This is a genomic window from Stenotrophomonas sp. Steno-Z4 (assembly GCF_056393145.1).
Map to the genome: position 1 here is coordinate 316,138 of NZ_JBWJPC010000002.1, position 24,505 is coordinate 340,642.

The window sequence follows — 24,505 nt, forward strand, 5'->3', positions numbered from 1 at the left end:
CGTGTCACTACGTGGCAAGCCCGTCACCGTCTGCAATCACCCCGCACCGACCAACCGCGTAGCGACACGCCACGTGTGTCCCACGCACATCCACACCGTTCGACCTTACTTGGCCGGAGCCGGGGCTGCCGCCGGCGCGTTTCCTTCGTTCACGATCGCCTCCAGGTCCTTCTGCAGGTCCACGAACAGCGGCTGCATCTTGTCCTGGATGGCCACCATCACGTTCTGCATCAGCGCCGGGGTCTTGTCCAGCAGGCTCTGCCCGGCCGAGCTCTCGTAGAACTCGGCCATGGCCAGCACGTCTTCCTTGCTGAAGGTCTTCTTGTAGAGGTCCACGTACATCGGCCGCAGCTGCTGCCACGACAGCGCCTGGCGGATGGTCTGGTTGGTGCGCTGTTCGATGCGCTGCAGCTGCGCCTTCTTGGCCTCATCCAGCTGGCGCTGTTCGGCCACCTGCTGGAACTGCTGGCGCTGCATCGCCTCGATCTGCGGCAGCATGGTGTCCAGCATGCTCTGCGCGCGCGACGCCGCCAGCAGGCGGTTGATGTCCGCATCCGACGGCGGCGCGGCCAGCGCCGGGGCAATGGCGGCCAGGCCCAGCGCAAGGGTCAGGGCCAGGCGGGTCAGGCCACGGCGGGCCGGCGAACGGGTCGACATCATGTAAGTGCATCCTGCGTTGCGTGGAAGACCGAGCATACCTGCGATCCGGTCAAGCAGCCGTGCGCGCGTCGCATTGCCGCGTCCGGTGCCGACGGTTCCGGCCCGTACCCGGCTTTTATGCCCCTTATCGGCGGTATTGGTGAACATTACGGTCACCTCAGGCGGCGATCCTGCCCTTACAATGCCGCCCATGGGAAACGGGCCTGTCACCATCAACGCGCACCTGGCGATTCCGGACACGGAGATCGTCGAACGTTTCGTGCGCGCCAGCGGGGCCGGCGGGCAGAACGTGAACAAGGTTTCCAGCGCCGTTGAACTGCGGTTCGACGTGGCCGGTTCGCCCTCGCTGCCCGAGCCGCTGCGCACCCGCCTGCTGGCCCGGCGCGACCGGCGCATGACCGGTGAGGGCGTGCTGGTCATCGATGCCCAGCGTTTCCGCACCCAGGACCGCAACCGCGATGACGCGCGCGAGCGCCTGGCCGCCTTCATCCAGGCCAGCCTCAGCGTGCCCAAGCCGCGCGTGGCCACCAAGCCCTCGCACGGCTCCAAGCTGCGCCGGCTGGATGAAAAGAAGGGCCGCGCGCAGATCAAGCGCGGCCGCACCACACGCAATTGGGAGTGATTGCTTGAACAACCGAAGTCCGCTGCTGCCGGCCGTGCCGCCCAACATGCCGCAGGTCAAACCGAACCGTTTCCTGCGCTGGCTGGCACGCTGCACCCTGCGCCTGGGCGGCTGGAAAGTCACCGGCACCTTCCCGGACGTGCCCAAGCTGGTCTTCATCGTCGCCCCGCACTCTTCCAACTGGGACGGCTTCTGGGGCATGGCGGCCAAGATCGCGCTGGGCATGCAGGTCAAGGTGCTGGGCAAGGCCTCGCTGTTCTGGTGGCCGCTGTCGCCGCTGCTGCGCACCCTCGGGGTGATCCCGCTGGACCGCAGCTCGCCGCAGGGCACCGTGGAACAGGCGGTGAGCCTGCTGCGCAACTCCGACCGCCTCTGGTACGCGATCACCCCCGAGGGCACCCGCAAAGCGGTGACCCACTGGAAGGCCGGGTTCCTGAAGATCGCCCGCATGGCCGACGTGCCGGTGCTGGCCTGTTATTTCCACTACCCGGAAAAGACCATCGGCATTGGCCCGCTGTTCTACTCCACCGGCGACGACGTGGCCGACATGGCCGCCATCCGTGAGTATTACCGCCCCTGGCAGGGCAAGAACCGCGGCACCGTTTGAAGCACGCCCAGGCGCCACGTCCGGCACATGCCGGGCGCGGGCAATGGGAGTAGGGTGACCGGCTGCGGTTGTGTGCCGCTTCACCTCATTCCAGGAGCCCGTTTCATGTCGCGTACCGTTATCTTGGCCGCCGCCATCAGCCTGGCGCTGGCGGCCTGTTCCGGCAAGGAGTCCACCCCCGTGTCCGACGCCCAGACCCCCGCCGCGCAGCAGCCGGCCGACGCCTCCACCAACCCCCTGTTGAGCGCCAGCACGCTGCCGTTCCAGGCCCCGCCGTTCGACCGCATCAAGGACAGTGACTACCTGCCGGCCTTCAACGAAGGCATGAAGCAGCACCTGGCCGAAGTGCGCAAGATCGCCGACAACGCCGAACCGGCCACCTTCGACAACACCATCGAAGCGCTTGAGCGCAGCGGCGAAACGCTGGACCGCGTGTCGCGCGTGTTCTTCGGCCTGGTACAGGCCGATACCAACGAAGCGCGCCAGAAGATCCAGGAAGAAGTCGCCCCGAAGCTGGCCGAGCACCAGGATGAAATCAGCCTGGACCCGAAGCTGTTCGCGCGCATCAAGACCATCTACGACCAGCGCGCCTCGCTGGGCCTGGACCCGGTGCAGACCCGCCTGGTTGAACGCGATTACCAGGAGTTCGTCCGCGCCGGTGCGCAGCTGAACGACGCCGACAAGGCCGCCCTGCGCAAGCTCAACGTGGAAGAAACCACGCTGGCCACCCAGTTCCATACCCGTCTGGTCGCCGCGACCGCCGCCGCTGCCGTGGTGGTGGACGACAAGGCCCACCTGGCCGGCCTGGGCGAGGATGAGATCAACACCGCCGCTGCCGACGCCAAGGCCCGCAACCTGGAAGGCAAGTTCCTGCTGCCGCTGCAGAACACCACCCAGCAGCCGGTGCTGGCCTCGCTGAGCAACCGCGAGCAGCGCGCCGCGGTGCTCAAGGCCTCGGAAACCCGCGCCGAGCGCGGCGATGGCAACGACACCCGCGAAACGGTGCAGCGCCTGGCCCAGCTGCGTGCGCAGAAGGCCAAGCTGCTCGGCTTCGAGAACTACGCCGCCTACAGCCTGGCCGACCAGATGGCCAAGACCCCGGCCGCCGCGCTCAAGCTGCTCACCGACACCGTGCCGGCCGCCACCAACAAGGCACGCGGTGAAATCACCGAGATGCAGAAGGTAATCGACGCGCAGAAGGGTGGCTTCCAGCTGGCCGCATCGGACTGGGACTTCTACGCCGAACAGGTGCGCAAGGCGCAGTACGACCTGGACGAATCGCAGATCAAGCCGTACTTCGAACTGGACAACGTGCTGCAGAACGGCGTCTTCTACGCCGCCACCCAGCTGTACGGCATCACCTTCAAGCCGCGTACCGACATTCCGACCTACCACCCGGACATGAAGGTGTATGAAGTGTTCGACAAGGACGGCACCTCACTGGCGCTGTTCTACACCGACTACTTCAAGCGCGACAGCAAGTCCGGTGGCGCCTGGATGGACGTGTTCGTCGAGCAGAACGGCCTGACCGGCGCCAAGCCGGTGGTCTACAACGTCTGCAACTTCACCAAGCCCGCCGCCGGCCAGCCGGCCCTGCTGAGCTTCGACGACGTCACCACCATGTTCCATGAGTTCGGCCATGCGCTGCACGGCATGTTCTCGAACGTGAAGTACCCGTCCATCGCCGGCACCAGCACCTCGCGCGATTTCGTCGAGTTCCCCTCGCAGTTCAACGAGCACTGGGCGCTGGACCCGAAGGTGTTCGCCAACTACGCCAAGAACTACAAGACCGGCGAGCCGATGCCGCAGGCGCTGGTCGACAAGATCCTCAAGGCGCGTACCTTCAACCAGGGCTACGCCACCACCGAGTACCTGTCGGCCGCACTGCTCGACCTGGCCTGGCACACCCAGCCGGCCGACGCCAAGCTGCAGGACGTGGCCCCGTTTGAAGCGGCCGCGCTGAAGAAGTACAAGGTCGACCTGGCCCAGGTGCCGCCGCGTTACCGCACCACCTACTTCGACCACATCTGGGGCGGCGGCTACTCGGCCGGTTACTACGCCTACTTCTGGGCCGAAGTGCTGGACCACGACTCGTTCGAGTGGTTCAAGGAACACGGTGGCCTGACCGCTGAAAACGGCCAGGTGTTCCGCGACAAGATCCTCTCGCGCGGCAACAGCGTGGAACTGGCGGACCTGTACCGCGAATTCCGCGGCAAGGACCCGTCGGTCGAACCGCTGCTGGTCAACCGCGGCCTGAAGTAATGCGGCCGATGTAACAACGAACGGCGGGGGGAAACCCCGCCGTTCGCATATCCGGTGCCGGGGCCGGCCGGTGCCGGGGCCTGCCGGTGCCGGTCGCCCAACCGGTGCCGGTCGCCCAACCGGTAGTGCCGACTGTTAGTCGGCAAAGCGCGGTCCAAGGACGTTCGATCGCCGCGCGAACGGCAGCCGACTAACAGTCGGCTCTACCGCCTATGTTCCCACGCGACACCCGACCTCGCTGCATCCCAGGTGATCGAGTGCGATCTCCAGGGCGTGCACGTAACTCTGCGCACAGTACCCATGCGCCACGCCGATGCGCTGGCCCACGTCCGCCGGCAGGCAATCCTCCGGCGCGCCCGCATCATCGTCATGCACTTCCACGTACACGTTGTGCAGATGCGGCAACAACCGCTGCAAGCGCGTACTGCCCACGCACGCCCCCGGATCCAGCAGCGTGACCTCGCCGCGGCTGTGATCGGCCACGCGCAACGCATCCAGCAGTTCCTGCTCCGACCCACACGCACGGATCGCCACCGTGGTGCCCGCATCGATCGCGCGGTGCACCAGCGCCTTCAGAACGGGCGCCGGCAGCGGCTGCGCGGTGCGGATCAATTGCCCGCTCGCTTCCGGGCCACGAATGATGAAGATCGACATGGCTCAGGCACTCCCTGCAACGGTCTGCAACCGGCGCGCGGCAATCGCCAGCGACAACCGGCATGCATCCTCGCGGCCACTGCTGCACACCACCCGCGCCACCGGCGCATGCAGCGGGTGCAGGTGCGCATCCAACCCATCGTCATCGTTGGCCGCCATCTCGATATACGGCGCCGGCAACGCGTCCAGCGCCGCGCACAGCGCGCGGCCATGCGCGGCCCATTGCGCCGGCTCGGCGGCGCCGGTCTCGATCAGCACCCACGCCGGCTGGCTTTCCCGGGCCTGGCGCAGGCACTGCAGCAGCGCCGGCAGCGTGGCGCAGTCCTGGCAGTGCACGGCGTGGCCGGCCAGCTGGGCCGGCACCGGCAGCGGGTCCGGCGACGGCTGCCGGAGCAACAGGATGGTCATGGAACACCTCGACAAAGCGCCCGGAGGCGCGGTGTCGACACGATGCGCGCGCGGGCCATAAAGGGGCGATCACCCGCATGCCCGGGCCGCGTAAACAACGCGTAGTTTTTTTTGTGTCGGGGCACGACCAACGGTCGTGCCCTACCAGCCGTTGCAGCCGGCGGTAGGTGACGACCGTTGGTCGTCACGCAGGGAACTCCGGAACGCCGCAACGGTCAGACAGGACTCAAGCCCGCAAGGATCGCCACCATGACCGCCGCCGCCGCCGAACCCCGCTCCAACGGCCTGCTCCACTGGCTGAAGAAGGAAGCCCTGCCGCTGCTGGTCATGCTCGGCCTGCTCGCCGCCGCGCGCGACAGCCTGGCCAACCACTACCAGGTGCCCAGCGGCTCCATGCAGCACACCCTGATGCCTGGCGACCGGGTGGTGGTGGACATGCGCGCCTACGGCCTGCGCCTGCCGTTCACCTCGGTGGAACTGCTGCACACCGGCGTGCCACAGCGCGGCGAGGTGGCGGTGTTCGATTCCCCGCAGGACGGCACCCGCCTGATCAAGCGCATCGCCGCCGTGGGCGGCGACCGCGTGGACCTGCATGAAGGCCACCTCAGCATCAACGGCCACCCGCTCGGCCAGGTGGGAACCGATGACGTGGAGGACTTCGGCCGCACCCTGGCCCAGCTCGACCTAGGCCAGGGCGGCGGCCCGGACATCACCGGGCTGGCCGTACCGGCCGGCAAGGTGCTGATGCTGGGCGACCACCGTGGCAACAGCGCCGATGGCCGTTACTTCGGGCTGGTCGACGCCAAGGCCCTGTATGGAAAGGCGGCGCGCGTGTATTACCGCCGCGGAGAGGGTTTTACCTGGCAGGCGCTGTGAGATCACGGGGGCCGGCCAACGGCCGGCGCTACCGGGGTCGGGCGCCCAAAACCGCGATCGGGGTCGGGTGTCCAAAACCGCGATCCACGGGTAGCGCCGGCCGTTGGCCGGCCCTCGCAAAACCTTGATTGATACGTACAACGTCTCAATCCAGACCCGTCAGGTTATGGATCGACCTGTACCGGCTGCCTATCCTGAGCGCTGATCCTTACGCACAGGCCCGCCCCCACGGGCCCAGACGCAATGAACGGCGACACCGCAGCGCTGCCCGAGCGCAGCCCCACCCCCCCTCCGCCCGCGCCCTCGCAGCACATCGAGCAGGGCACCCCCGCGTTCCGGCGCACGGCGGCGGCGCTGTTCCTGGCCGGCTTCTCCACCTTCGGCCTGCTCTACACCGTGCAGCCGCTGCTGCCGGAGTTCAGCCGCCACTTCGGCGTCTCCGCCGCCAACAGCGCGCTCGCCCTGTCGCTCAGCACCGGCCTGCTGGCCGTTTCGATGCTGGTAGCCGGGTTGATCTCCGACCGGGTCGGCCGCCGTGGCGTGATGATCACCGCGCTGCTGGCCTCCACCGTGCTCTCCGCCGCCAGCGCCATGGTCGACGACTGGGCCACGCTGCTGGTCCTGCGCACCCTGCTCGGCATCGCACTCAGCGGCGTGCCGGCGGTGGCGATGACCTACCTGGTTGAAGAAATGGACAGCCGCGCGCTCGGCCTGGCGATGGGTCTGTACATCGGCGGCAATGCAGTGGGCGGCATGAGCGGGCGCCTGATCGCCGGCATCGTGGCCGACCATTGGGGCTGGCGCTGGGGCATCGGCGTGGTCTCGCTGATCGCCGTGCTCAGCACCGTGCTGCTGTGGGTGCAGCTGCCGCCGTCGCGCCACTTCCAGAGCCGTCGCGGCGGCCTGCGCGAACTGCCCGCGCGCTGGCGCCAGCTGTTCTCCGATCCCGGCCTGCCTTCGCTGTTCGCCACTGCGTTCGTGCTGATGGGCGTGTTCGTCACCCTTTACAACTACCTCGGCTACCACCTGCTGGCGCCGCCGTACCGGCTCAGCCAGACCGTGGTCGGCCTGATCTTCAGCGTGTATCTGGTTGGCACCTTCAGCTCGGCGTGGATGGGCCAGCAGGCCAACCGGCACGGCCGGGGCCGCGTGCTCGGCATCTGCTACGGCCTGATCGCGCTCGGCATCGTGCTGCTGTCCCTGCCGTGGCTGGGCTGCATGGCGCTGGGCATCGCCCTGGTCACGTTCGGCTTCTTCGGCGGCCATTCGGTGGCCAGCAGCTGGGTCGGCAGCCGCGCGGGCGTGATGCGCGCCGAAGCCTCGGCGCTGTACCTGTTCGCCTATTACCTCGGTTCCAGCTTGGCCGGTGCCGCCGGCGGCGTGTTCTACACCCGCTGGGACTGGTGGGGCGTGTGCGCCTTCACCGCCGTGCTCACCGCGATCGGCGCCACCATCGCCTGGCGGTTGGGCCGCCGCGCACAGCCGCTGCCGGCCGCGCTCGCACTCAGCCGCTGAAGCCGCCCTGCAGCAGCCGGGTGAAGTGGGTGATCAATGGCGACGGACTACCGCGCCGGTAGGCCACATGCACCTCCGAACTCGCCGCGCGATCACTCAGCGGCACGAAGCGCGCGCCCTCCACATGGATGTGGCTGCACGAGGCGGGCAGCACGGTCACCCCCAACCCGGACGCGGCCAGGCTGATCAGGGTGGACGCCTCGCCGGCTTCCTGGATGATGCGCGGCGTGAAGCCGGCACTGCGGCACAGCGCAATGAAGTGATCGTGGATGCCGGCGCCCACCTCGCGCAGGAAGCCCACGAACGGCTCATGCGCGAACTGGCGCAGCGCCATCGGCGCACCGGCCGGCAGGTCGCGGATCAGCGGATGCTGGTCATGCACCACCAGCGCCAGCGGATCGCTGAACAACCTGCGTGACATCAGCGGCGTGGGCAACGCGCGCTTGCGGATCAACCCCACATCCAGCTCGTTGGCTACCAGCGCATCGATCTGCTGCAACGTGTTCATTTCGCGCAGCTTCAACTGCACCTGCGGGAACTGCTGGCGATAGGCGAAGATCGCCCGCGGAATCTGCGTGGACAACGGCGTGGCGCGGGTCAACCCGATGCGCAGCTCGCCGGTTTCACCGCGCTGCGCGCGCTGGGTCAGTTCGATGGCCTGGTCCACCCGTGCCAATGCGTCGGTGGCCTGCGCCTGCAGCACGCGCCCGGCCTCGGTCAGTTCCACCCGGCGGTTGCTGCGCAGGAACAGGCGCGCGCCCAGCAGCGTTTCCAGCTGTCGGATCTGCTGGCTGAGCGGCGGCTGCGACATGCCCAGCCGCTCGGCCGCACGCCCGAAATGCAGGGTATCGGCCACCGCCAGGAAGTAGCGCAGGTGGCGAAGTTCAATCGACATGGCAGCGCATCAGCGTTCGGAATGACCGCTTTCATCATAGCTGCGCGGACTGAACAGGTCCGGCTGGATCAGCTCGATGAAGGCCCGTGCCTGCGGCGACAGGAAGCGGCCCCGGCGTACGATCACCCCATAGCTGCGCTCGGGGAACCACGCGCTCATCGAGCGCGTTACCAGGCGGCCGCGGTCGGCATCGTTGAGGCACAGCGCCGGCACGATGGAAATGCCCATGCCCATCGCCACGTACTGCTTGATCACCTCCCAGCCGCCCACCTCCAGCGCCACCGTGTACGGCACGCGCTGGCGCTGGAACACCTGGTCCACCAGCCGGTAGGTGATCTGCCGCTTGGGTGGCAGCACCAGCGGGTAGGCCGAAATCGCCTGCAGGGTCAGCTCCGGCGCGGTGGCCAGCGGGTGGTCGGGCGGGGCGATCAGCACCTGCTCGAAGCGGTAGGCCGGCGCATAGCTCAGGTCGGCCGGTACATCGGTCATCGAGCCGACCGCCAGGTCGGCCGCATCGCTGCGCAGCAGGTCGGTGCCATCGGCGCTGATCGCGTTGTGCAGGGTCAGGCGCACGTCCGGGTGGCGCTGGCGGAAGCGCTCCACGATGCGCGGCAGCAGGTACAGGATGGTGGAGCTGTTGGCGGCAATGTTGAGCTCGCCCGCATCCAGCCCTTTGACCTTGTCGCGGAAGCTGGCCTCCAGCCCGTCCAGGCTTTCCACCAGCGGCTGGGCCATTTCAAACAGCAGCTGGCCCTCGCGGCTGGGCACCAGGCGCCGCCCGCTGCGCTCGAACAGGCCCACCCCCAACTCGCGTTCCAGTGCCTGCAACTGCTGGCTGATCGCCGGCTGGCTGACGAACAGCGCCTCAGCCGCACGTGAGACTGAGCCCAATCGCACCGTCTGGCAGAACGCCCGCAGCGGCTTGAGCCGGTCAGACTTGTAGGAAAAACGAGGACTTGGCGGCTTCGGTGTGGGCATGGCGTAACGAATATAAGCTCAGCTTATGTAAAGCATTGCGATAACTGTTTTGTCAAATACCACACTCCGGCGCACGGTGGCATCACCCGCAACGCAGGAGTTGGACATGTCCGCTGTCGCCGCTTTCGCCACCGCCCAGCCCACCCCGGCCGATGCCCCGGCCACCCCGGGCATCGCCCTGACCACCCAGCTTGCCGGCCAGTCGGCCCTGCTGCCGGCGGGGGTACTGGCGCTGCTGGTGTCGCTGCACCGCGCGGTGGAACCCGAACGCCAGCGCCGCCTGCAGGCCCGCCGTGAGCGCCAGGCCTTCTTCGACGGCGGCGGCCTGCCGGATTTCCGCACCGACACCGCCGCCATCCGCAGCGAGGACTGGCGCGTGGCGCCGATCCCCGACGCCCTGCAGGACCGCCGCGTCGAGATCACCGGCCCGACCGACCCGAAGATGGTCATCAACGCGCTGAACTCCGGCGCCAAGGTGTTCATGGCCGATTTCGAGGATTCCACCGCCCCGGCCTGGCGCAACCTGCTGGCCGGGCAGCAGGCGCTGATCGGCGCAGTGCGCGGCGACCTCACCCACACCGCGCCCGGCACGGACGGCAAGCCCGGCAAGCACTACGCGCTGCGCCCGCTCGACGAACAGGCCGTGCTGATCGTGCGCCCGCGCGGCTGGCACCTGGATGAAAAGCACGTGCGCATCGATGGCCAGCCGCTGGCCGGCGGCCTGTTCGATGCGGCGGTGTTCGCCTTCCACAACGCCCGCACCCTGATGTGCCGCCAGCGCGGCCCGTACTTCTACCTGCCCAAGCTGCAGTCGATGGAAGAGGCCGCGCTGTGGGAAACCGCGCTGTCGCACATCGAAGGCATGGTCGGCCTGCCGCATGGCCAGATCAAGGTCACCGTGCTGATCGAAACGCTGCCGGCGGTGTTCGAAATGGACGAGATCCTGCACGCGCTGCGCGACCGCATCGTCGGCCTGAACTGCGGCCGCTGGGATTACATCTTTTCCTACATCAAGACCTTCCGTAAGCACGCCGACAAGGTGCTGCCCGAACGCGGCCAGGTGACCATGACCCAGCCGTTCCTGAAGGCCTATTCGGAACTGCTGATCCAGACCTGCCACCGCCGTGGCGCCCACGCGATGGGCGGCATGGCCGCGCAGATCCCGATCAACCATGATGCCGCCGCCAACGAACAGGCCATGGCGCGGGTGCGTGCCGACAAGCTGCGCGAAGTCACCGCCGGCCACGACGGCACCTGGGTGGCGCACCCGGCGCTGATTCCGGTGGCGCAGGCGATCTTCGACGCGCACATGCCCGGCCCCAACCAGCACGCGGTGCTGCGCCGCGATGTGCGGGTGGGCCGCGACGAGCTGATCGCCGCGCCCACCGGCACCATCACCCGCGCAGGGTTCGAGGGCAACGTGGAAGTGTGCGTGCGCTACCTGGCCGCCTGGCTGGACGGCAACGGCTGCGTGCCCATCCACCACCTGATGGAAGACGCGGCCACCGCCGAGATCAGCCGCAGCCAGCTGTGGCAGTGGCTGCACGTGCCCGGCCAGCACCTGGACGACGGCACCGCCATCGACCTGGCCCTGCTCGACGCCACCCTGGCCGCGCTGCCGGCGCGCCTGGGCGAGCGCAGCGCGCTGCCGGGCGGGGCGCGCATCGACGAGGCCATCGCCCTGCTCGGTGAGCTGAGCCGCCGCAATGACCTGACCGATTTCCTGACCTTGCCGGCCTACGACCGGATCGATTGACCCGCCCAGCCGGGCAGGGCCCGGCGCTACCGCTTTCGATGTTCATCCCCTGGAGAATTGCCATGACCAAGCTGCCGACCGCCGAACAGATCCAGCACGAATGGAACACCGACCCGCGCTGGGCCGGCATCCAGCGCAACTACAGCGCCGCCGACGTGGTGCGCCTGCGCGGCACCGTGCACGTGGAGCATTCGCTGGCCCGGCTGGGCGCGGAGAAGCTGTGGAAGTACCTGCATGAAAAGGACTTCGTCAACGCGCTCGGCGCGCTGACCGGCAACCAGGCCATGCAGCAGGTCAAGGCCGGCCTCAACGCCATCTACCTGTCCGGCTGGCAGGTCGCCGCTGACGCCAACCTGGCTGGCCAGATGTACCCCGACCAGTCGCTGTACCCGGCCGATTCGGTGCCGGCGGTGGTCAAGCGCATCAACAACACCCTGCTGCGCGCCGACCAGCTGCACCACGCCGAAGGCAAGGACGACATCGACTTCCTGCAGCCCATCGTGGCCGATGCCGAAGCCGGCTTCGGCGGCGTGCTCAACGCCTTCGAGCTGATGAAGGCGATGATCGAAGCCGGCGCGGCCGGCGTGCACTTCGAAGACCAGCTGGCCTCGGTGAAGAAGTGCGGGCACATGGGCGGCAAGGTGCTGGTGCCCACCCGCGAGGCCATCGAGAAGTTGAACGCCGCGCGCCTGGCCGCCGACGTGCTGGGCGTGCCCACCCTGCTGGTGGCCCGCACCGACGCCGAAGCCGCCGACCTGCTGACCAGCGACATCGACGCCAACGACCAGCCCTTCGCCACCGGCGAGCGCACCGTGGAAGGCTTCTACAAGACCCGCAACGGCCTGGACCAGGCCATCAGCCGCGGCCTGGCCTACGCTCCCTACGCCGACCTGATCTGGTGCGAGACCGGCAAGCCGGACCTGGAGTTCGCGCGCAAGTTCGCCGAAGCCATCCACGCGAAGTACCCGGGCAAGCTGCTGGCCTACAACTGCTCGCCCAGCTTCAACTGGAAGAAGAACCTGGACGACGCCACCATTGCGACGTTCCAGAAGGAGATCGCCCGCTACGGGTACAAGTTCCAGTTCATCACCCTGGCCGGCTTCCACGCCCTGAACTACTCCATGTTCAACCTGGCCCACGGCTACGCCCGCCGCCAGATGAGCGCCTTCGTGGAACTGCAGGAAGCCGAATTCGCCGCCGCCGACCGGGGCTTCACCGCGGTCAAGCACCAGCGCGAGGTCGGCACCGGCTACTTCGACGCCGTCACCCAGGCCATCCAGCAGGGCCAGTCCTCCACCACCGCCCTGGCCGGCTCGACCGAAGAGGAACAATTCCGGGCGGCCTGACGCCCGGAATCGGCGGCTGCGGCCGCCGCCGGGTGGCCGCGCCACCCGGGTAACCCCGGCCGTTGGCCGGATCCCCGGGAACCCACCCCGAAGAAGGCCGCCCCTGTAGGGGTGGCCCTTCTTTTATATGCCCCCGCCAGATGCTACGGTCCGCAAAAGGCTCCATGCGGTAGGGGATGGCCGGTTCAAACCGGTCGCTGCGTTGGGGAAGACTGGGCCGGAGCGCCGGAGAAATCCGGGCGCCGGGGCATGGAAATGGGATGAGGCGCACACTTTTAAGGGGTGCTATCCTCATTCGCTCACCGGGGAACGCTGGGAAGCGGGTGTACGGGAATGACCGGCAAGCTTGCGACGAATGTGTGCGAACGAGCGTCAGACATCGCGCAGACCGCGATGGCTGAGATCGTGCACGCGGTCCTGAGCGCCGGCGAATTCGCCCTGTTTGCCGAATTCGGCCAGCACCGCGCGCTGCGCGCCGGCGAGCACCTGTTCCTGCGCAACCAGGCCGGCAGCACCATGTATGTCATCGTCACCGGTGCCATCGAGCTGGATTTCGGCGAAGACCTGGTGGTCAAGACGCTGGGCCAGCATGAATTCTTCGGCGAACTGGGCCTGCTCATCGGCGACCATCCGCGCAGCGCCGACGCGCGCGCCACCACCGATTCGCTGGTGCTGGAACTGGACCACACCGATTTCCAGCGCCTGGTCGACCGCGACCCGGGCCTGGTGGCCTACTTCCTGCGCCGCACGATCATGCGCGTGGTGAGCAACGAACAGGTGCTGATCCGCCAGCTGCGCCGGCGCAACCACGACCTCGAAACCGCGCTGGACAACCTGTACGTCACCACCCACCAGCTCACCCACACCCGCGAACTGGTGCGTACCGACGAGTTGACCGGCCTGCACAACCGCCGCGGCCTGGCGCTGTACCTGCAGGAATGCCGCAGCCACGACAACGGCGCGCCGCAGGGCCTGCTGCTGATCGACTGCGACCACTTCAAGCAGGTCAACGATGAGCACGGCCACCAGGCCGGCGACCGCGTGCTGCAGAGCGTGGCCAACATCCTTCGCTCGGTAGCCACCGAACAGGATCGTGCCTGCCGGTTGGGCGGGGATGAGTTCTGCCTGCTGTTGCGCCAAGCGGATCCCGATACCCTCCAGCACGCGGCCCAGTTCATCCTCAGTGCCGTGCACGGCCTGATGGGCCGGCCGGGCGGCCAGCCGCATGTCTGCCCGGTCAGCATCGGCGTGAGCCTGCTGGAACCGGACAGCGACTGGAGCGATTGGTACGCCCGCGCCGACAATGCGCTGTACCAGGCCAAGCGCCTGGGCGGCAACCGGTTGCACTGGTCGCGTGCCGCGACCGCCACGCCCTGACGGGGTATTTGAATGAACGGCGACAACGGAACGTCGACCCAGTCCCCACAGCTGCGCGCGCTGCTGTTTACCGATCTGTGCGATTCGCTGATCCTGGTTGAACGCATAGGCGACAGCGCCGCAGCCGAGGTCTTCCAGCAGCACGACCGTTTGGTGCTGGCGCTGCAGCAGCAATGGAATGGACGCCAGATCGACCGCTCCGATGGTCTGTTCCTGCTATTCGACCGGGCGATCGACGGGTTGGGGTTCGCGCTGGACTATCGCCGCGAACTGCAAAAGCTGGGCGAGCAGTGCAACCTGCCACTGCGCGCCCGTGCCGGACTACACGTGGGCGAAGTGTTGATCTGGGACAACACGCCTGAAGCTGTCCAGGCAGGTGCCAAACCAGTGGAAGTGGAAGGTTTGGCAAAGCCGATGGCTGCGCGCCTGATGGCGCTGGCCCTGCCCGGGCAGATCCTGCTGTCGCCGGTAGCCGAATCGTTGACTCGTCGCGCCAGCAGCGAGTTGGGAGAACGAGCGGAAAAACTGCAATGGCGCTCGCACGGCCCGTGGTTGTTCAAAGGCATTTCAACCGTGCAGCAGGTGTTCGAGGTGGGTGAGCCCGGCTTCGGACCGATGCGCATGCCCAAAGCCAACGCCAAGGCACAGCGCAAGCTGCCGATCTGGCGTCGCCCGGCGGCATTGGCGGCAGAAATTGCAGTGATGGCGATGTTGGGCGTCGGGGGCTGGATGCTGCTGCGTCCCGAGCCTGCCATCGCCTTCGCCGAGCGCGACTGGGTAGTGGTGGCAGACGTAGACAACATCAGCGGCGAGCCGCTGTTCGACAGCAGCCTGCAACGGGCATTGTTGCTGAGCCTCGAGCAGTCACGCTACGTCAACGTGCTGTCGGTGGCGAAGGTGCAGGAGTCGCGCGAGCTTCTGCGGGTGCCGGCCGAACGTGGGCTTGACCGCCAACTGGCCGGCGACATTGCCTCGCGGGAGGGGGCGCGCATGGTCTTGGCGCCCAGTATCAACGTGTCCAACGGACGTTATGTCGTCGCAGTGGACCTGATGGATCCGACCACCGACAAACTGGTACGAACCTACCGGGCGGAGGCCAAGGGGCCTGAAAGCGTTATCGAAGCGGTAGACGACGTGATTGGTCGATTGCGCGCTGGCCTGGGCGAAACCGTTGCATCGGTGCAGGAATCGGTGCCTCTTCCGCAGGCATCCACCGGCAATCTGCAGGCTCTTAAATCCTTCGCGCTGGCCGAGAACGCCCTGGGACGCCGCCGCTTTTCCGAAGCGGCAAAGTTGTACGAAGCAGCGCTCGATGCAGACCCGGATTTCGCCATGGCGCATGTAGGACTGGCCAAGCTGCTGGTACGCCTGGACCGGCGAACCGAAGCGCTGCCACATCTGGAACGCGCCCAGTCTTTGTACGACCGCCTTCCCCACCGCGAGCGGCTTTACCTGAAGGCATGGGCCACCGAGATGCGACCCGACGCGTGGCCGCTGGAAGACTGGCGGGTGCTGGCCGATGTGTATCCGGATTCCTTTGCTGGACTCGCGAACACATCCTGGTATCTGGTTATGGACAATCGGTTCGAAGAGGCTGAGCGATATGCCCGTGCGGCGGCGGTGCCGCAAGACCCGATGCGTGCATATCCAATGCAGCACTTGGGCTGGATCCAGCTGGGCACCAATCGCTATGACGAAGCGATGCGCAGCTTCCAGGTATCCGAGCAGATGACGGGGCGCAATGCCAGCGATGCACGGGTGGACGCTCTCATCGCGCTGCGGCGCTACAAGGATGCCCACGCACTGCTGGCCATGTTGCCCAAGGGCCGCGACGAGGTGCAGGCCATCATGAACCAGCGCGCGCGAATGTTGCTGGCGGCAGATCAGGACGACTGCACCGGAATGGCAGATGCGATGGCCAGCGAGGCCGAGCCGGCTGAATCGGTGGACTTCCGCATCCACGTGCAGCTGATGCATGCAGTGGTGGATGCGGCCTGCGATCGCCGCAATTCCACGGCGCTGGCCCAGATCGCCACTCAGCTGGCTCCGTTGCTGGCGAACACCCGTGACCCGAACCTGCCGGACCGGGTCAGCCGGCTGCTCAGCCTGATATACCTGGCCCAACGCCAAGGCGACCAGACCTTGGCAAACCGCTTGCTGCGTGAGTACGCGCCGCTGTTTGTGGAACAAAAGAGTCCGGTCATCACCAAGTGGCGCACCCTGGTGCTGGCCATGCAACAACTGGGCGAAGGCCAACCTGCGAAAGCAGAAGCGCTCTTGCTACCGTTGATGGACGGCACCGAGCCGGTGCAGGCGCGTGTGGCCCTGCGCCAGGTGCAGCGCGAACTTGGCAACGTGGTGGAATTCCAAGAGCAGAACGAATGGCTGTTTGATCATCGCGGCCGCGGCTTTGCGGAAGTCGCAGTCATGCAATTGATGCAGCCGCTCAACGTTCACGACACGTTGGCCGACGCCAGCCTGCGCCCGCAGTAACGCGGGCACAGGCCGACTGTCTTACTTGAGTGCGTCGCCGACCTTGCCAGCTTCAAAGCAGAAGATCACATGCATGGCGGTGTAGGAGGTGCTCAGATGCTTCTCGAGCTGCGCCTGCACGGCCCGCAATTCCTCCACCGACGCCAACTTCTGGATATCGCAGCAGTCCGGCTGCGCGTCCACGTCGTAGCCGATCTCGGCCAAGGCCTTGCGTGCGTCGGTCTGGAAACGTTCGCGGAAAGCGGAATCGTCGATCAGCTTGCTGACCAGTCGTGCAGCGGCTTCAGGTGCAATCTTGCTCTTACCGGAGATTTCTTCGCTCATTGCGGTCGGTCCAAGGGTGGAGACAAGGTTATCGGCCGGTTTGACCCGGAATGTAGAGCCACGCCCTGTGTAGCCGGGTAGCGCAGGGTTGCGGGCTGTGAGGCAACACGTAAAACCCGCCGATTACAGGACACGCAGGCCGTGCTGTCCAGTTTCCTCCCTTAGAATGGCCAAATACGCGTACGGACCGTCCACATGAAACTGCGCCGCTGCACCATCGTGATGTTTGAGCCCCGGGAAGAGGTCCAGTTCGACCTGCAGGCGATTCTGCAGGGTCGGGCAGAGCTTGCTACCCGCAGTGCCTGGTTCGCCATTGCCGCGCACCTCGACCAGCCCGTGGCGGTCAGCGTGGCGCAGCGCGAGCTGCTGGGCGGCTTGAGTCCACGGCATTGGCAGCATGCATCCAGCCTCGAGGACAGTCAGCAGGTATGGCAACCCCTGCTCGATGCAGGCCTGCTGATCTCGGACGACGAGTCATATTCACTTCATCGCCTGCGAGACGAAGCCCTCCGAGACAGCCACTGGTGGCCACTATCCGCCTTGGCGCACCGCCATGGCCGTTGGGAAGGGGTAGACAGCGCAGCCGAGATGCACGCCAATAACCTCACCACCGCCAGCGGGCTGCGCTCGCAGTTGGGTGCGCCGCCGCCGGCCGTGGAGCCACGGCCCGGGCACTACGAACCACTGCCGCCGGTAGGCCGTACCGACTACGATCAGTTACTCGAGCGCAGGACAACCTGCCGAAACTTCGACGGACAGCGGAGCATCAGCCGAGAGCTTCTTGCGCAGCTCCTGCAGCGGACAGTCAAGGCACAGGCCGTGGTGCAGGTGGAAGCAGATACCGAGTTCCTGAAAAAGAACGTGCCCTCCGGCGGCGGCCTGCATGCCACCGAGACCTACCTGCTGGTGCAGCGCGTGGACGACCTCCAGCCGGGGCTGTACCACTACCACCCGGTGCAGCATGCACTGGTCGCGCTGCCGCGCCATTGCGACCGTCCGCTGCAGGAGGTTGCAAACGCCATGCTCTCAGGGCAGGACTGGTTTGCAGACGCGGCCGCGCACCTGGTGCTGGTGCCGCGCTACGCGCGTACCTACTGGAAGTACCGCAATCACGCCAAAGCATACCGCGCGTTGCTGCTGGACGTGGGGCACATCTCCCAGGCCCTGTACATGGCCGCCACCGAGCGTGGCATGGCCGCATTCGTCACGGCTGCCATCAATGAAGGCGATACGGAAGCAGCGTTCGGCCTGGATGGTATTACCCAGAGCCCCGTGGCGATTGTTGGCGTGGGATGGCGGGGTGAAACCCTCGGCACCGCCGAATTCGATCCGAATCGCCTGGTCTGGGGATAGCACGGCGTAGATACCATGATGCTTGCCTGGAACCCATCATGGCTCGGTTGTCTGAACTGCGCCGTATCTACCCGGCTCGAGAAAAAATGCAGCCGGCGGAACTGAGTTCGCCGGCTGCTTTGAACGTTGAACCAGTCCTTGCCTGCGCGCATCGGCGGCAGAATGCGAAACCCACCACCCGTTGTCAGCAGGTTGAGGGGTTGGTTAGTGCACGCCCGCTCGTCACCGGGTGTTGGCAGGTGACGCAGAGTACTGCAAGTTCGATGGCAGCGGTCGGATTCCAAGCTGAGGTACAGGGCCGCCAGCCTCGAAGCAGAACACAACGCGGAACGGCGATTTGACTTGGAGTTGCTTGGCGAGGTTCTCGCGCATCTCCTGGAATTCTTCCTTCGAACCAAGGTTGGCGATCGGGTCGCAGCAGTTCCGGGTCAGGTCTGTGTCAACGCCGAGCGTCGCTAGTGCGTGCGAAGGGTTGGCAGAGAAACTGGCGCGGAACTGATCGTCGCTTGTCAGAAGATCAAGAAGACGCTGCACAGTGTCCGCAGGTAGGGGTGCACTTGTCGAAGTCATTGGAAGGTCCCTGAGTTGGAAAGCGTCAGCTGCCATCGCCGGTCGAGGCGACAAATCGCGCCACGCCCGAGCGGAAAATGCTGGCCAGCCAGTGTATGGGCCTCCCGAGCCGGTCGGGCGATGGTAGGAGGAGCCCCGGATGGATCATACATCCCGCGTGGGGCTAAGCCACCCATGGCGCCAGGGGTCTTCGGCCATCAACCAACATGTCCAGTGGTTGCTTCGAAATCCACCAGCACCGCGCCATCGGCCACCTGGTCACCCGCCTTGACCCGATACCCCTGGACCGTGCCATCGGCCGGGGCCTGCAGGGTGTGCTCCATCTTCATCGCTTCCAGCACCAGCAACGGTGTACCGCGCACCACCTGCGTGCCCGGTGCCAGCAGCGTGGCCACGATGCGGCCCGGCATCGGTGCGACCAGGCTGCCGGCATCCGCTACCGCGTGGTCGGCTTCGCTGACCGGGTCATGCAGGGTGAAGCGCTGCACGCCGTCGTTGCCGAACAGGTACAGCTCGCTGCCATCGCGTACCACGCGGGCGCGGTGCAGGCGCTCTCCCACCTGCAACGCCAGCCGCTCGCCCACCATCCGGCCCTGCGCCGATACCGTGGTGCCGCCCACCTCGATGGACCACGCCTCGCCATGGCCTTCAACGGCCACCACCTGCTGGCTGCCGCGATGCTCCAGGGTCAGCCGCCGCGCCGCACGCTGTCCCAGCCGCCAGCCATCGCGCGCCTGCCACGGCGAGTGCGGGTCGCGGGCATCCACCGGGGCCGCTGCGTCCGTCGCCATCGCAGCTACGGCCGCCAGCGCCCACAGGGCAGGGTCGGTATCGCCCTGATGTGGCGCCAGTGCGGCCTGCTCGCGTTCGATCAACGCGGTATCCAGCTTCGCGTTGGCGAACGAATCGGTCATCACCAGCCGGCGCAGGAACGCGGCGTTGGTGGTCACGCCCACCACTTCGCACTCGGCCAGCGCCTGCTGCATGCGGCGCAGCGCGGCATCGCGGTCCACATCCCACACGATCAGCTTGGCAATCATCGGGTCGTAGAACGGGGTGATCGCATCGCCCTGTTCCACACCCGCATCCACGCGCACGTGCGCGCTACCGGACGGCAGGCGCAGGTGGCGCAGGGTGCCGGTGGAAGGCAGGAAGCCCTTGTCGGCATCTTCGGCGTACAGCCGCGCTTCCAGTGCATGGCCGTTGATCCGCAGCTGTTCCTGCTGCAGCGGCAGCGGGTCGCCGCTGGCCACGCGCAGCTGCCACTCCACCAGGTCGGTACCAGTGATGCACTCGGTCACCGGGTGCTCCACCTGCAGGCGGGTGTTCATTTCCATGAAATAGAAATCGCCGTCGGGCCCGGCGATGAATTCCACCGTGCCGGCGCCCACGTAGTTCACGGCGCGTGCGGCATCCACCGCGGCCTTGCCCATGGCGGCGCGGCGCTCGGGCGTCATGCCCGGCGCAGGTGCTTCTTCCAGCACCTTCTGGTGGCGGCGCTGCACCGAGCAGTCGCGCTCGAACAGGTACACCACGTTGCCGTGGCTGTCGCCAAACACCTGGATCTCGATATGGCGCGGGCGCTCCACGTACTTTTCCACCAGCACGTGCGCATTGCCGAAGGCGGACTGCGCCTCGCGCTGGCAGCTGGCCAGCGCGTCGGTGAACGCTGCGCTGTCGTCCACCTTGCGCATGCCCTTGCCACCGCCGCCGGCGCTGGCCTTGATCAGCACCGGGTAGCCGATGCCGTCGGCCTGTTCGCGCAGGAACGCCGGTTCCTGCGCGTCGCCGTGGTAGCCCGGGGTCAGCGGCACGCCGGCCTGCGCCATCAGCGCCTTGGCCGCGCTCTTGTCGCCCATCGCGCGGATCGCCGCCGCAGACGGGCCGATGAACACGATGCCCGCCTCGGCGCAGGCCTGGGCGAAGTCCGCGTTTTCCGACAGGAAGCCGTAACCGGGGTGGATCGCCTGCGCGCCGGTGCGGCGCGCGGCGTCCAGGATGGCGTCGGCGCGCAGGTAGCTTTCGCGCGCGGGTGCCGGGCCGATGCCCACGGCCTCGTCGGCCAGGCGCACATGGCGTGCATCGCGGTCTGCGTCGGAGTACACCGCCACCGTGGCAATGCCCAGGCGTTGGCAGGTGGCGATGACGCGGCAGGCGATTTCGCCACGGTTGGCGATCAGGATCTTGGTGAACATGGAAGTCTCGTTGCGCATGCCAGGGGGCCGGATCACATCCGGAACACGCCGAAATCGGTCTTGCGGGCCGGGGCGTTGAGGCTGGCCGACAGGGCCAGGCCCAGTACGCGGCGGGTGTCGGCCGGGTCGATCACGCCGTCATCCCACAACCGCGCGCTGGCGTAGTAGGGGTGGCCCTGCTGCTCGAACTGGTCGCGGATTGGCGTCTTGAAGGTGTCTTCGTCCTGCGCCGACCACTGCCCGCCCTTGGCTTCAATGCCATCGCGCTTCACCGTGGCCAGTACGCTGGCCGCCTGCTCGCCGCCCATCACGCCGATGCGCGCGTTCGGCCACATCCACAGGAAGTTGGGCGAATAGGCGCGGCCGCACATGCCGTAGTTGCCGGCGCCGAACGAACCGCCGATCACCACCGTGAACTTGGGCACCTTGGCGCAGGCTACCGCCATCACCAGCTTGGCCCCGTCCTTGGCGATGCCGCCGTGTTCGTACTTGCGGCCCACCATGAAGCCGGTGATGTTCTGCAGGAACACCAGCGGAATGCCGCGCTGGGTGCACAGCTCGATGAAGTGCGCGCCCTTGAGCGCCGATTCGGAGAACAGGATGCCGTTGTTGGCGATGATCCCGACGGGGTAACCGTGCAGGTGCGCGAAGCCGGTCACCAGCGTGTTGCCGTAGCGCGGCTTGAATTCGTCGAAGCGCGAATCGTCCACCAGGCGCATGATCACCTCGCGCACGTCATAGGGCTTGCGCGTGTCGGCCGGGATCACCCCGTACAGTTCCTGCGCCGGGTAGCGCGGTTCCACCGGGGCCTGCACCGCCAGTGCCGGTTCGGGCTTGCGCCAGTTGAGCTGGGCGATGATCGCGCGCACCCGGGCCAGCGCCTGCAGGTCGTTGTCGGCCATGTGGTCGGCCACCCCGGAAATGCGCGTGTGCACATCGGCACCGCCCAGTTCCTCGGCGGTGACCACTTCACCGGTGGCGGCCTTCACCAGCGGCGGGCCGCCCAGGAAGATGGTGCCCTGCTCGCGCACGATCACCGTTTCATCGCTCATCGCCGGCACGTACGCGCCGCCGGCGGTGCACGAGCCCATCACGCAGGCGATCTGCGGAATGCCCTGCGCCGACAGGTTGGCCTGGTTGTAGAAGATCCGGCCGAAATGGTCGCGGTCCGGGAACACCTCGTCCTGCAGCGGCAGGAACGCGCCACCGGAATCCACCAGGTAGATGCACGGCAGCCGGTTCTGTTCGGCCACCTCCTGCGCGCGCAGGTGCTTCTTCACCGTCATCGGGTAATAGGTGCCGCCCTTGACCGTGGCATCGTTGGCCACGATCACGCATTCCACCCCGGACACACGACCAATGCCGGCCACCACGCCTGCGCTGGGAATGGGGTCGCCGTACATGCCGTGCGCCGCCAGCGGTGCGATCTCCAGGAACGCGCTGCCCGGGTCGAGCAGGGCATCGATGCGGTCGCGCACCAGCAGCTTGCCGCGCGCGGTGTGTTTCTGCCGCGCCGCTTCCGTGCCGCCCAGCGCGGTCTGCGCCAGGGTGGCGCGCAGGTCGTCGACCACCGCCTGCAGCGCAGTGCGGTTGGCCTCGAAGCTCTCGCTGCCCGGTTGCAGCTGGGTGCTCAGTACCGTCATGGCTTGGTCCTTACTTGGTGCGCTGGAACAGTTCGCGGCCGATCAGCATGCGGCGGATTTCCGAGGTGCCCGCGCCGATTTCATACAGCTTGGCATCGCGCCACAAGCGCCCGGTGGGGTACTCGTTGATGTAGCCGTTGCCGCCCAGGATCTGGATCGCCTGGCCGGTCAGCCAGGTGGCCTTCTCGGCCGAATACAGGATCGCACCGGCCGCATCCTGGCGGGTGGTGCGGCCCAGGTCGCAGGCGCGCGCCACTGCATACACATACGCGCGGCAGGCGTTGAGGCCCACGTACATGTCGGCCAGCTTGGCCTGCATCAGCTGGAACGTGCCGATCGCCTGGCCGAACTGCTTGCGCTCATGCACGTACGGCATCACCACGTCCATCGCGGCCGACATCAAGCCCAGCGGGCCGCCGGACAGCACCACGCGCTCGAAATCCAGGCCGGACATCAGCACGTTCACGCCGCCACCGACCGCGCCCAGCACGTTCGCTTCGGGCACTTCGCAGTCCTCGAACACCAGTTCGCAGGTGTTGGAGCCGCGCATGCCCAGCTTGTCCAGCTTCTGCGCGGTGGAGAAGCCCTTCATGCCCTTTTCGACCAGGAAGGCGGTGATGCCCTTGGCGCCGGCTTCCACGTCGGTCTTGGCGTACACCACCAGCACGTCGGCATCCGGGCCGTTGGTGATCCACATCTTGTTGCCGTTGAGCACGTAGTGGTCGCCGCGCTTGTCCGCGCGCAGCTTCATCGACACCACGTCCGAACCGGCGCCCGGTTCGCTCATGGCCAGCGCGCCGACCTTCTCGCCGCTGCACAGGCCGGGCAGGAAGCGCTGCTTCTGCTCTTCGGTACCGTTCTTGCGCAGCTGGTTCACGCACAGGTTCGAGTGCGCGCCGTAGGACAGGCCGATGCCGCCCGAAGCGCGCGAAATTTCTTCCATCGCCACCACATGGGCCAGGTAGCCCATGCCGCTGCCGCCGTATTCTTCTTCCACGGTCAGGCCGAGCAGGCCCTGCTCGCCGAGCTTGCGCCACAGCGGGTGCGGGAACAGGTTTTCCTCATCGGCCTTGGCCGCCAGCGGCGCGATCTCGGCCGAGGCAAAATGGGCCACGCTCTGGCGGAGCATGTCGATCTCTTCGCCGAGGTCGAAGTTCATGGTGGGGACGTGCATGAGGCGGCTCCGCAACGGCTGGAAGGGGTCGAATGCTCCCAGCCTAGTCCTCCCGGGGGTAAAAGTGAACACAAATTCAAAAATTGAACATAGAATCAACAAATGGCCTATAAACGCTCAGCTTTGATGGAAGAACGCCTGGCCGGGGCCCGCGAGCGGATCCTGCTGGCCACCCGGCGCCTGGTGGCGGCCGGCGGCTACCGGAATGCCCCGGTCACCGCCGTGGCGGCAGAAGCGGGGGTGTCCACCGGGCTGATCTACCGGCACTTCCCGTCCAAGGCCGAGCTGTTCGTGGAGGTGCTGACCGACGCGGTCGAGCATGAACTGCGCATCTTCGAAGCCATCGCCGCCGAACCGCTGCCCGCGCCCGAGCGCCTGCGCCGGGCGATCACCGCCTTCGTGCGCCGCGCGCTGGCCGGCCCCGGGCTGGCCTATGCCTTCATCGCCGAACCGGTGGATCCGGAAGTGGAAGCCGAGCGCATCCGCTGTCGCCGCCTGTTCGGTGACGTGTTCCGCCGCATCGTGGCCGATGGCGTTGAAGCCGGCAGTTTCCCTGCGCAGGACACCGACGTGGCGGCCGCCTGCATCGTCGGTGCGTTCACCGAAGCACTGGTCGGCCCCACCGCGCCCAGCCGCGATGCGCACGGCGACCAGACCGCGCTGGTCGAATCCATCTGCGTTTTCTGCCTGCGTGCTGCAGGCGCCTCCCAGGTCTGATGCTGCATTGCGGTAGTGGGAGGCGGCTTGCAGAGCGCCGCCGACGCTGGTCATACTCGGCCGACAAGCCGTGGTCCAAC

Annotated in this window: 21 protein-coding genes; 11 read left to right on the forward strand and 10 right to left on the reverse strand. The window is 67.0% G+C overall.

Features of this window, described 5'->3' with window-relative positions:
* Positions 1–105: 105 nt before the first annotated feature.
* Entirely contained in the window at positions 106–660 is a 555-nt protein-coding gene (locus AC06E7_RS07815; RefSeq protein WP_217537686.1) for a DUF2059 domain-containing protein, read from the reverse strand.
* 190 nt (positions 661–850) lie between these two features.
* On the opposite strand from AC06E7_RS07815, the gene arfB reads away from it, so the two are divergent.
* From arfB to dcp, 3 genes are all read left to right on the forward strand, one after another.
* Entirely contained in the window at positions 851–1,282 is a 432-nt protein-coding gene (gene arfB, locus AC06E7_RS07820) for an alternative ribosome rescue aminoacyl-tRNA hydrolase ArfB (RefSeq protein ID WP_093535185.1), read from the forward strand.
* 46 nt (positions 1,283–1,328) lie between these two features.
* Entirely contained in the window at positions 1,329–1,889 is a 561-nt protein-coding gene (locus tag AC06E7_RS07825; protein WP_254622084.1) for a lysophospholipid acyltransferase family protein, read from the forward strand.
* Positions 1,890–1,994: 105 nt separating this feature from the next.
* Entirely contained in the window at positions 1,995–4,151 is a 2,157-nt protein-coding gene (gene dcp / locus AC06E7_RS07830) for a peptidyl-dipeptidase Dcp (RefSeq protein ID WP_478063957.1), read from the forward strand.
* A 210-nt stretch (positions 4,152–4,361) separates the two neighbouring features.
* Here the strand turns inward: dcp and AC06E7_RS07835 are convergent, their stop codons facing one another.
* Together AC06E7_RS07835 and AC06E7_RS07840 are read right to left on the reverse strand one after the other, a co-directional pair.
* Positions 4,362–4,805, reverse strand: coding sequence for a 3-dehydroquinate dehydratase (locus AC06E7_RS07835; RefSeq protein ID WP_478063959.1), 444 nt, complete (start codon positions 4,803–4,805; stop codon positions 4,362–4,364).
* A gap of 3 nt (positions 4,806–4,808) precedes the next feature.
* Positions 4,809–5,213, reverse strand: a complete 405-nt coding sequence (locus AC06E7_RS07840; protein ID WP_217537688.1) for a hypothetical protein — start codon at positions 5,211–5,213, stop codon at positions 4,809–4,811.
* 249 nt (positions 5,214–5,462) lie between these two features.
* On the opposite strand from AC06E7_RS07840, the gene lepB reads away from it, so the two are divergent.
* Entirely contained in the window at positions 5,463–6,089 is a 627-nt protein-coding gene (gene lepB, locus AC06E7_RS07845) for a signal peptidase I (protein ID WP_068848367.1), read from the forward strand.
* 243 nt (positions 6,090–6,332) lie between these two features.
* Positions 6,333–7,604 (forward strand): MFS transporter, encoded by a 1,272-nt coding sequence (locus AC06E7_RS07850; RefSeq protein WP_478063961.1) that lies wholly within the window; start codon positions 6,333–6,335, stop codon positions 7,602–7,604.
* On the opposite strand, the gene AC06E7_RS07855 is transcribed toward AC06E7_RS07850, so the two are convergent.
* Both AC06E7_RS07855 and AC06E7_RS07860 read right to left on the reverse strand, forming a co-directional pair.
* Positions 7,594–8,499, reverse strand: coding sequence for a LysR substrate-binding domain-containing protein (locus AC06E7_RS07855; protein WP_478063963.1), 906 nt, complete (start codon positions 8,497–8,499; stop codon positions 7,594–7,596). The genes AC06E7_RS07850 and AC06E7_RS07855 overlap by 11 nt on opposite strands.
* A gap of 9 nt (positions 8,500–8,508) precedes the next feature.
* The gene (locus tag AC06E7_RS07860) at positions 8,509–9,477 is read right to left on the reverse strand and encodes a LysR family transcriptional regulator (protein ID WP_068848374.1); all 969 of its coding nucleotides are present in this window, start codon (positions 9,475–9,477) and stop codon (positions 8,509–8,511) included.
* Positions 9,478–9,583: 106 nt separating this feature from the next.
* Here AC06E7_RS07860 and aceB point away from each other — a divergent pair, with 106 nt between their 5' ends.
* The 4 genes from aceB to AC06E7_RS07880 all read left to right on the forward strand — a co-directional run bounded on the left by aceB (position 9,584) and on the right by AC06E7_RS07880 (position 16,449).
* On the forward strand, positions 9,584–11,233 hold the full coding sequence (aceB, locus tag AC06E7_RS07865; protein WP_478063965.1) for a malate synthase A: 1,650 nt from the start codon (positions 9,584–9,586) through the stop codon (positions 11,231–11,233).
* Positions 11,234–11,295: 62 nt separating this feature from the next.
* Complete coding sequence (aceA, locus tag AC06E7_RS07870; protein ID WP_068848379.1) at positions 11,296–12,579, forward strand: isocitrate lyase; 1,284 nt, start codon at positions 11,296–11,298, stop codon at positions 12,577–12,579.
* 333 nt (positions 12,580–12,912) lie between these two features.
* Positions 12,913–13,956, forward strand: a complete 1,044-nt coding sequence (locus AC06E7_RS07875) for a GGDEF domain-containing protein (RefSeq protein ID WP_478063968.1) — start codon at positions 12,913–12,915, stop codon at positions 13,954–13,956.
* Between the two features lie 12 nt (positions 13,957–13,968).
* On the forward strand, positions 13,969–16,449 hold the full coding sequence (locus tag AC06E7_RS07880) for a putative peptide modification system cyclase (protein WP_478063970.1): 2,481 nt from the start codon (positions 13,969–13,971) through the stop codon (positions 16,447–16,449).
* 21 nt (positions 16,450–16,470) lie between these two features.
* On the opposite strand, the gene AC06E7_RS07885 is transcribed toward AC06E7_RS07880, so the two are convergent.
* Positions 16,471–16,773: an NHLP-related RiPP peptide gene (locus AC06E7_RS07885; protein ID WP_478063972.1), complete on the reverse strand. Its 303-nt coding sequence runs from the start codon at positions 16,771–16,773 to the stop codon at positions 16,471–16,473.
* A 195-nt stretch (positions 16,774–16,968) separates the two neighbouring features.
* On the opposite strand from AC06E7_RS07885, the gene AC06E7_RS07890 reads away from it, so the two are divergent.
* Positions 16,969–18,126, forward strand: coding sequence for a putative peptide maturation dehydrogenase (locus AC06E7_RS07890; RefSeq protein ID WP_478063974.1), 1,158 nt, complete (start codon positions 16,969–16,971; stop codon positions 18,124–18,126).
* 222 nt (positions 18,127–18,348) lie between these two features.
* Here the strand turns inward: AC06E7_RS07890 and AC06E7_RS07895 are convergent, their stop codons facing one another.
* From AC06E7_RS07895 to AC06E7_RS07910, 4 genes are all read right to left on the reverse strand, one after another.
* Positions 18,349–18,732 (reverse strand): NHLP-related RiPP peptide, encoded by a 384-nt coding sequence (locus AC06E7_RS07895; protein WP_478063975.1) that lies wholly within the window; start codon positions 18,730–18,732, stop codon positions 18,349–18,351.
* Between the two features lie 161 nt (positions 18,733–18,893).
* Entirely contained in the window at positions 18,894–20,891 is a 1,998-nt protein-coding gene (locus AC06E7_RS07900) for an acetyl/propionyl/methylcrotonyl-CoA carboxylase subunit alpha (protein ID WP_478063977.1), read from the reverse strand.
* Between the two features lie 32 nt (positions 20,892–20,923).
* On the reverse strand, positions 20,924–22,534 hold the full coding sequence (locus AC06E7_RS07905) for a carboxyl transferase domain-containing protein (protein WP_478063979.1): 1,611 nt from the start codon (positions 22,532–22,534) through the stop codon (positions 20,924–20,926).
* Positions 22,535–22,544: 10 nt separating this feature from the next.
* Positions 22,545–23,708 (reverse strand): isovaleryl-CoA dehydrogenase, encoded by a 1,164-nt coding sequence (locus AC06E7_RS07910; protein WP_068848392.1) that lies wholly within the window; start codon positions 23,706–23,708, stop codon positions 22,545–22,547.
* A gap of 102 nt (positions 23,709–23,810) precedes the next feature.
* On the opposite strand from AC06E7_RS07910, the gene AC06E7_RS07915 reads away from it, so the two are divergent.
* Complete coding sequence (locus AC06E7_RS07915; RefSeq protein WP_068848394.1) at positions 23,811–24,425, forward strand: TetR/AcrR family transcriptional regulator; 615 nt, start codon at positions 23,811–23,813, stop codon at positions 24,423–24,425.
* Positions 24,426–24,505 lie beyond the last annotated feature (80 nt).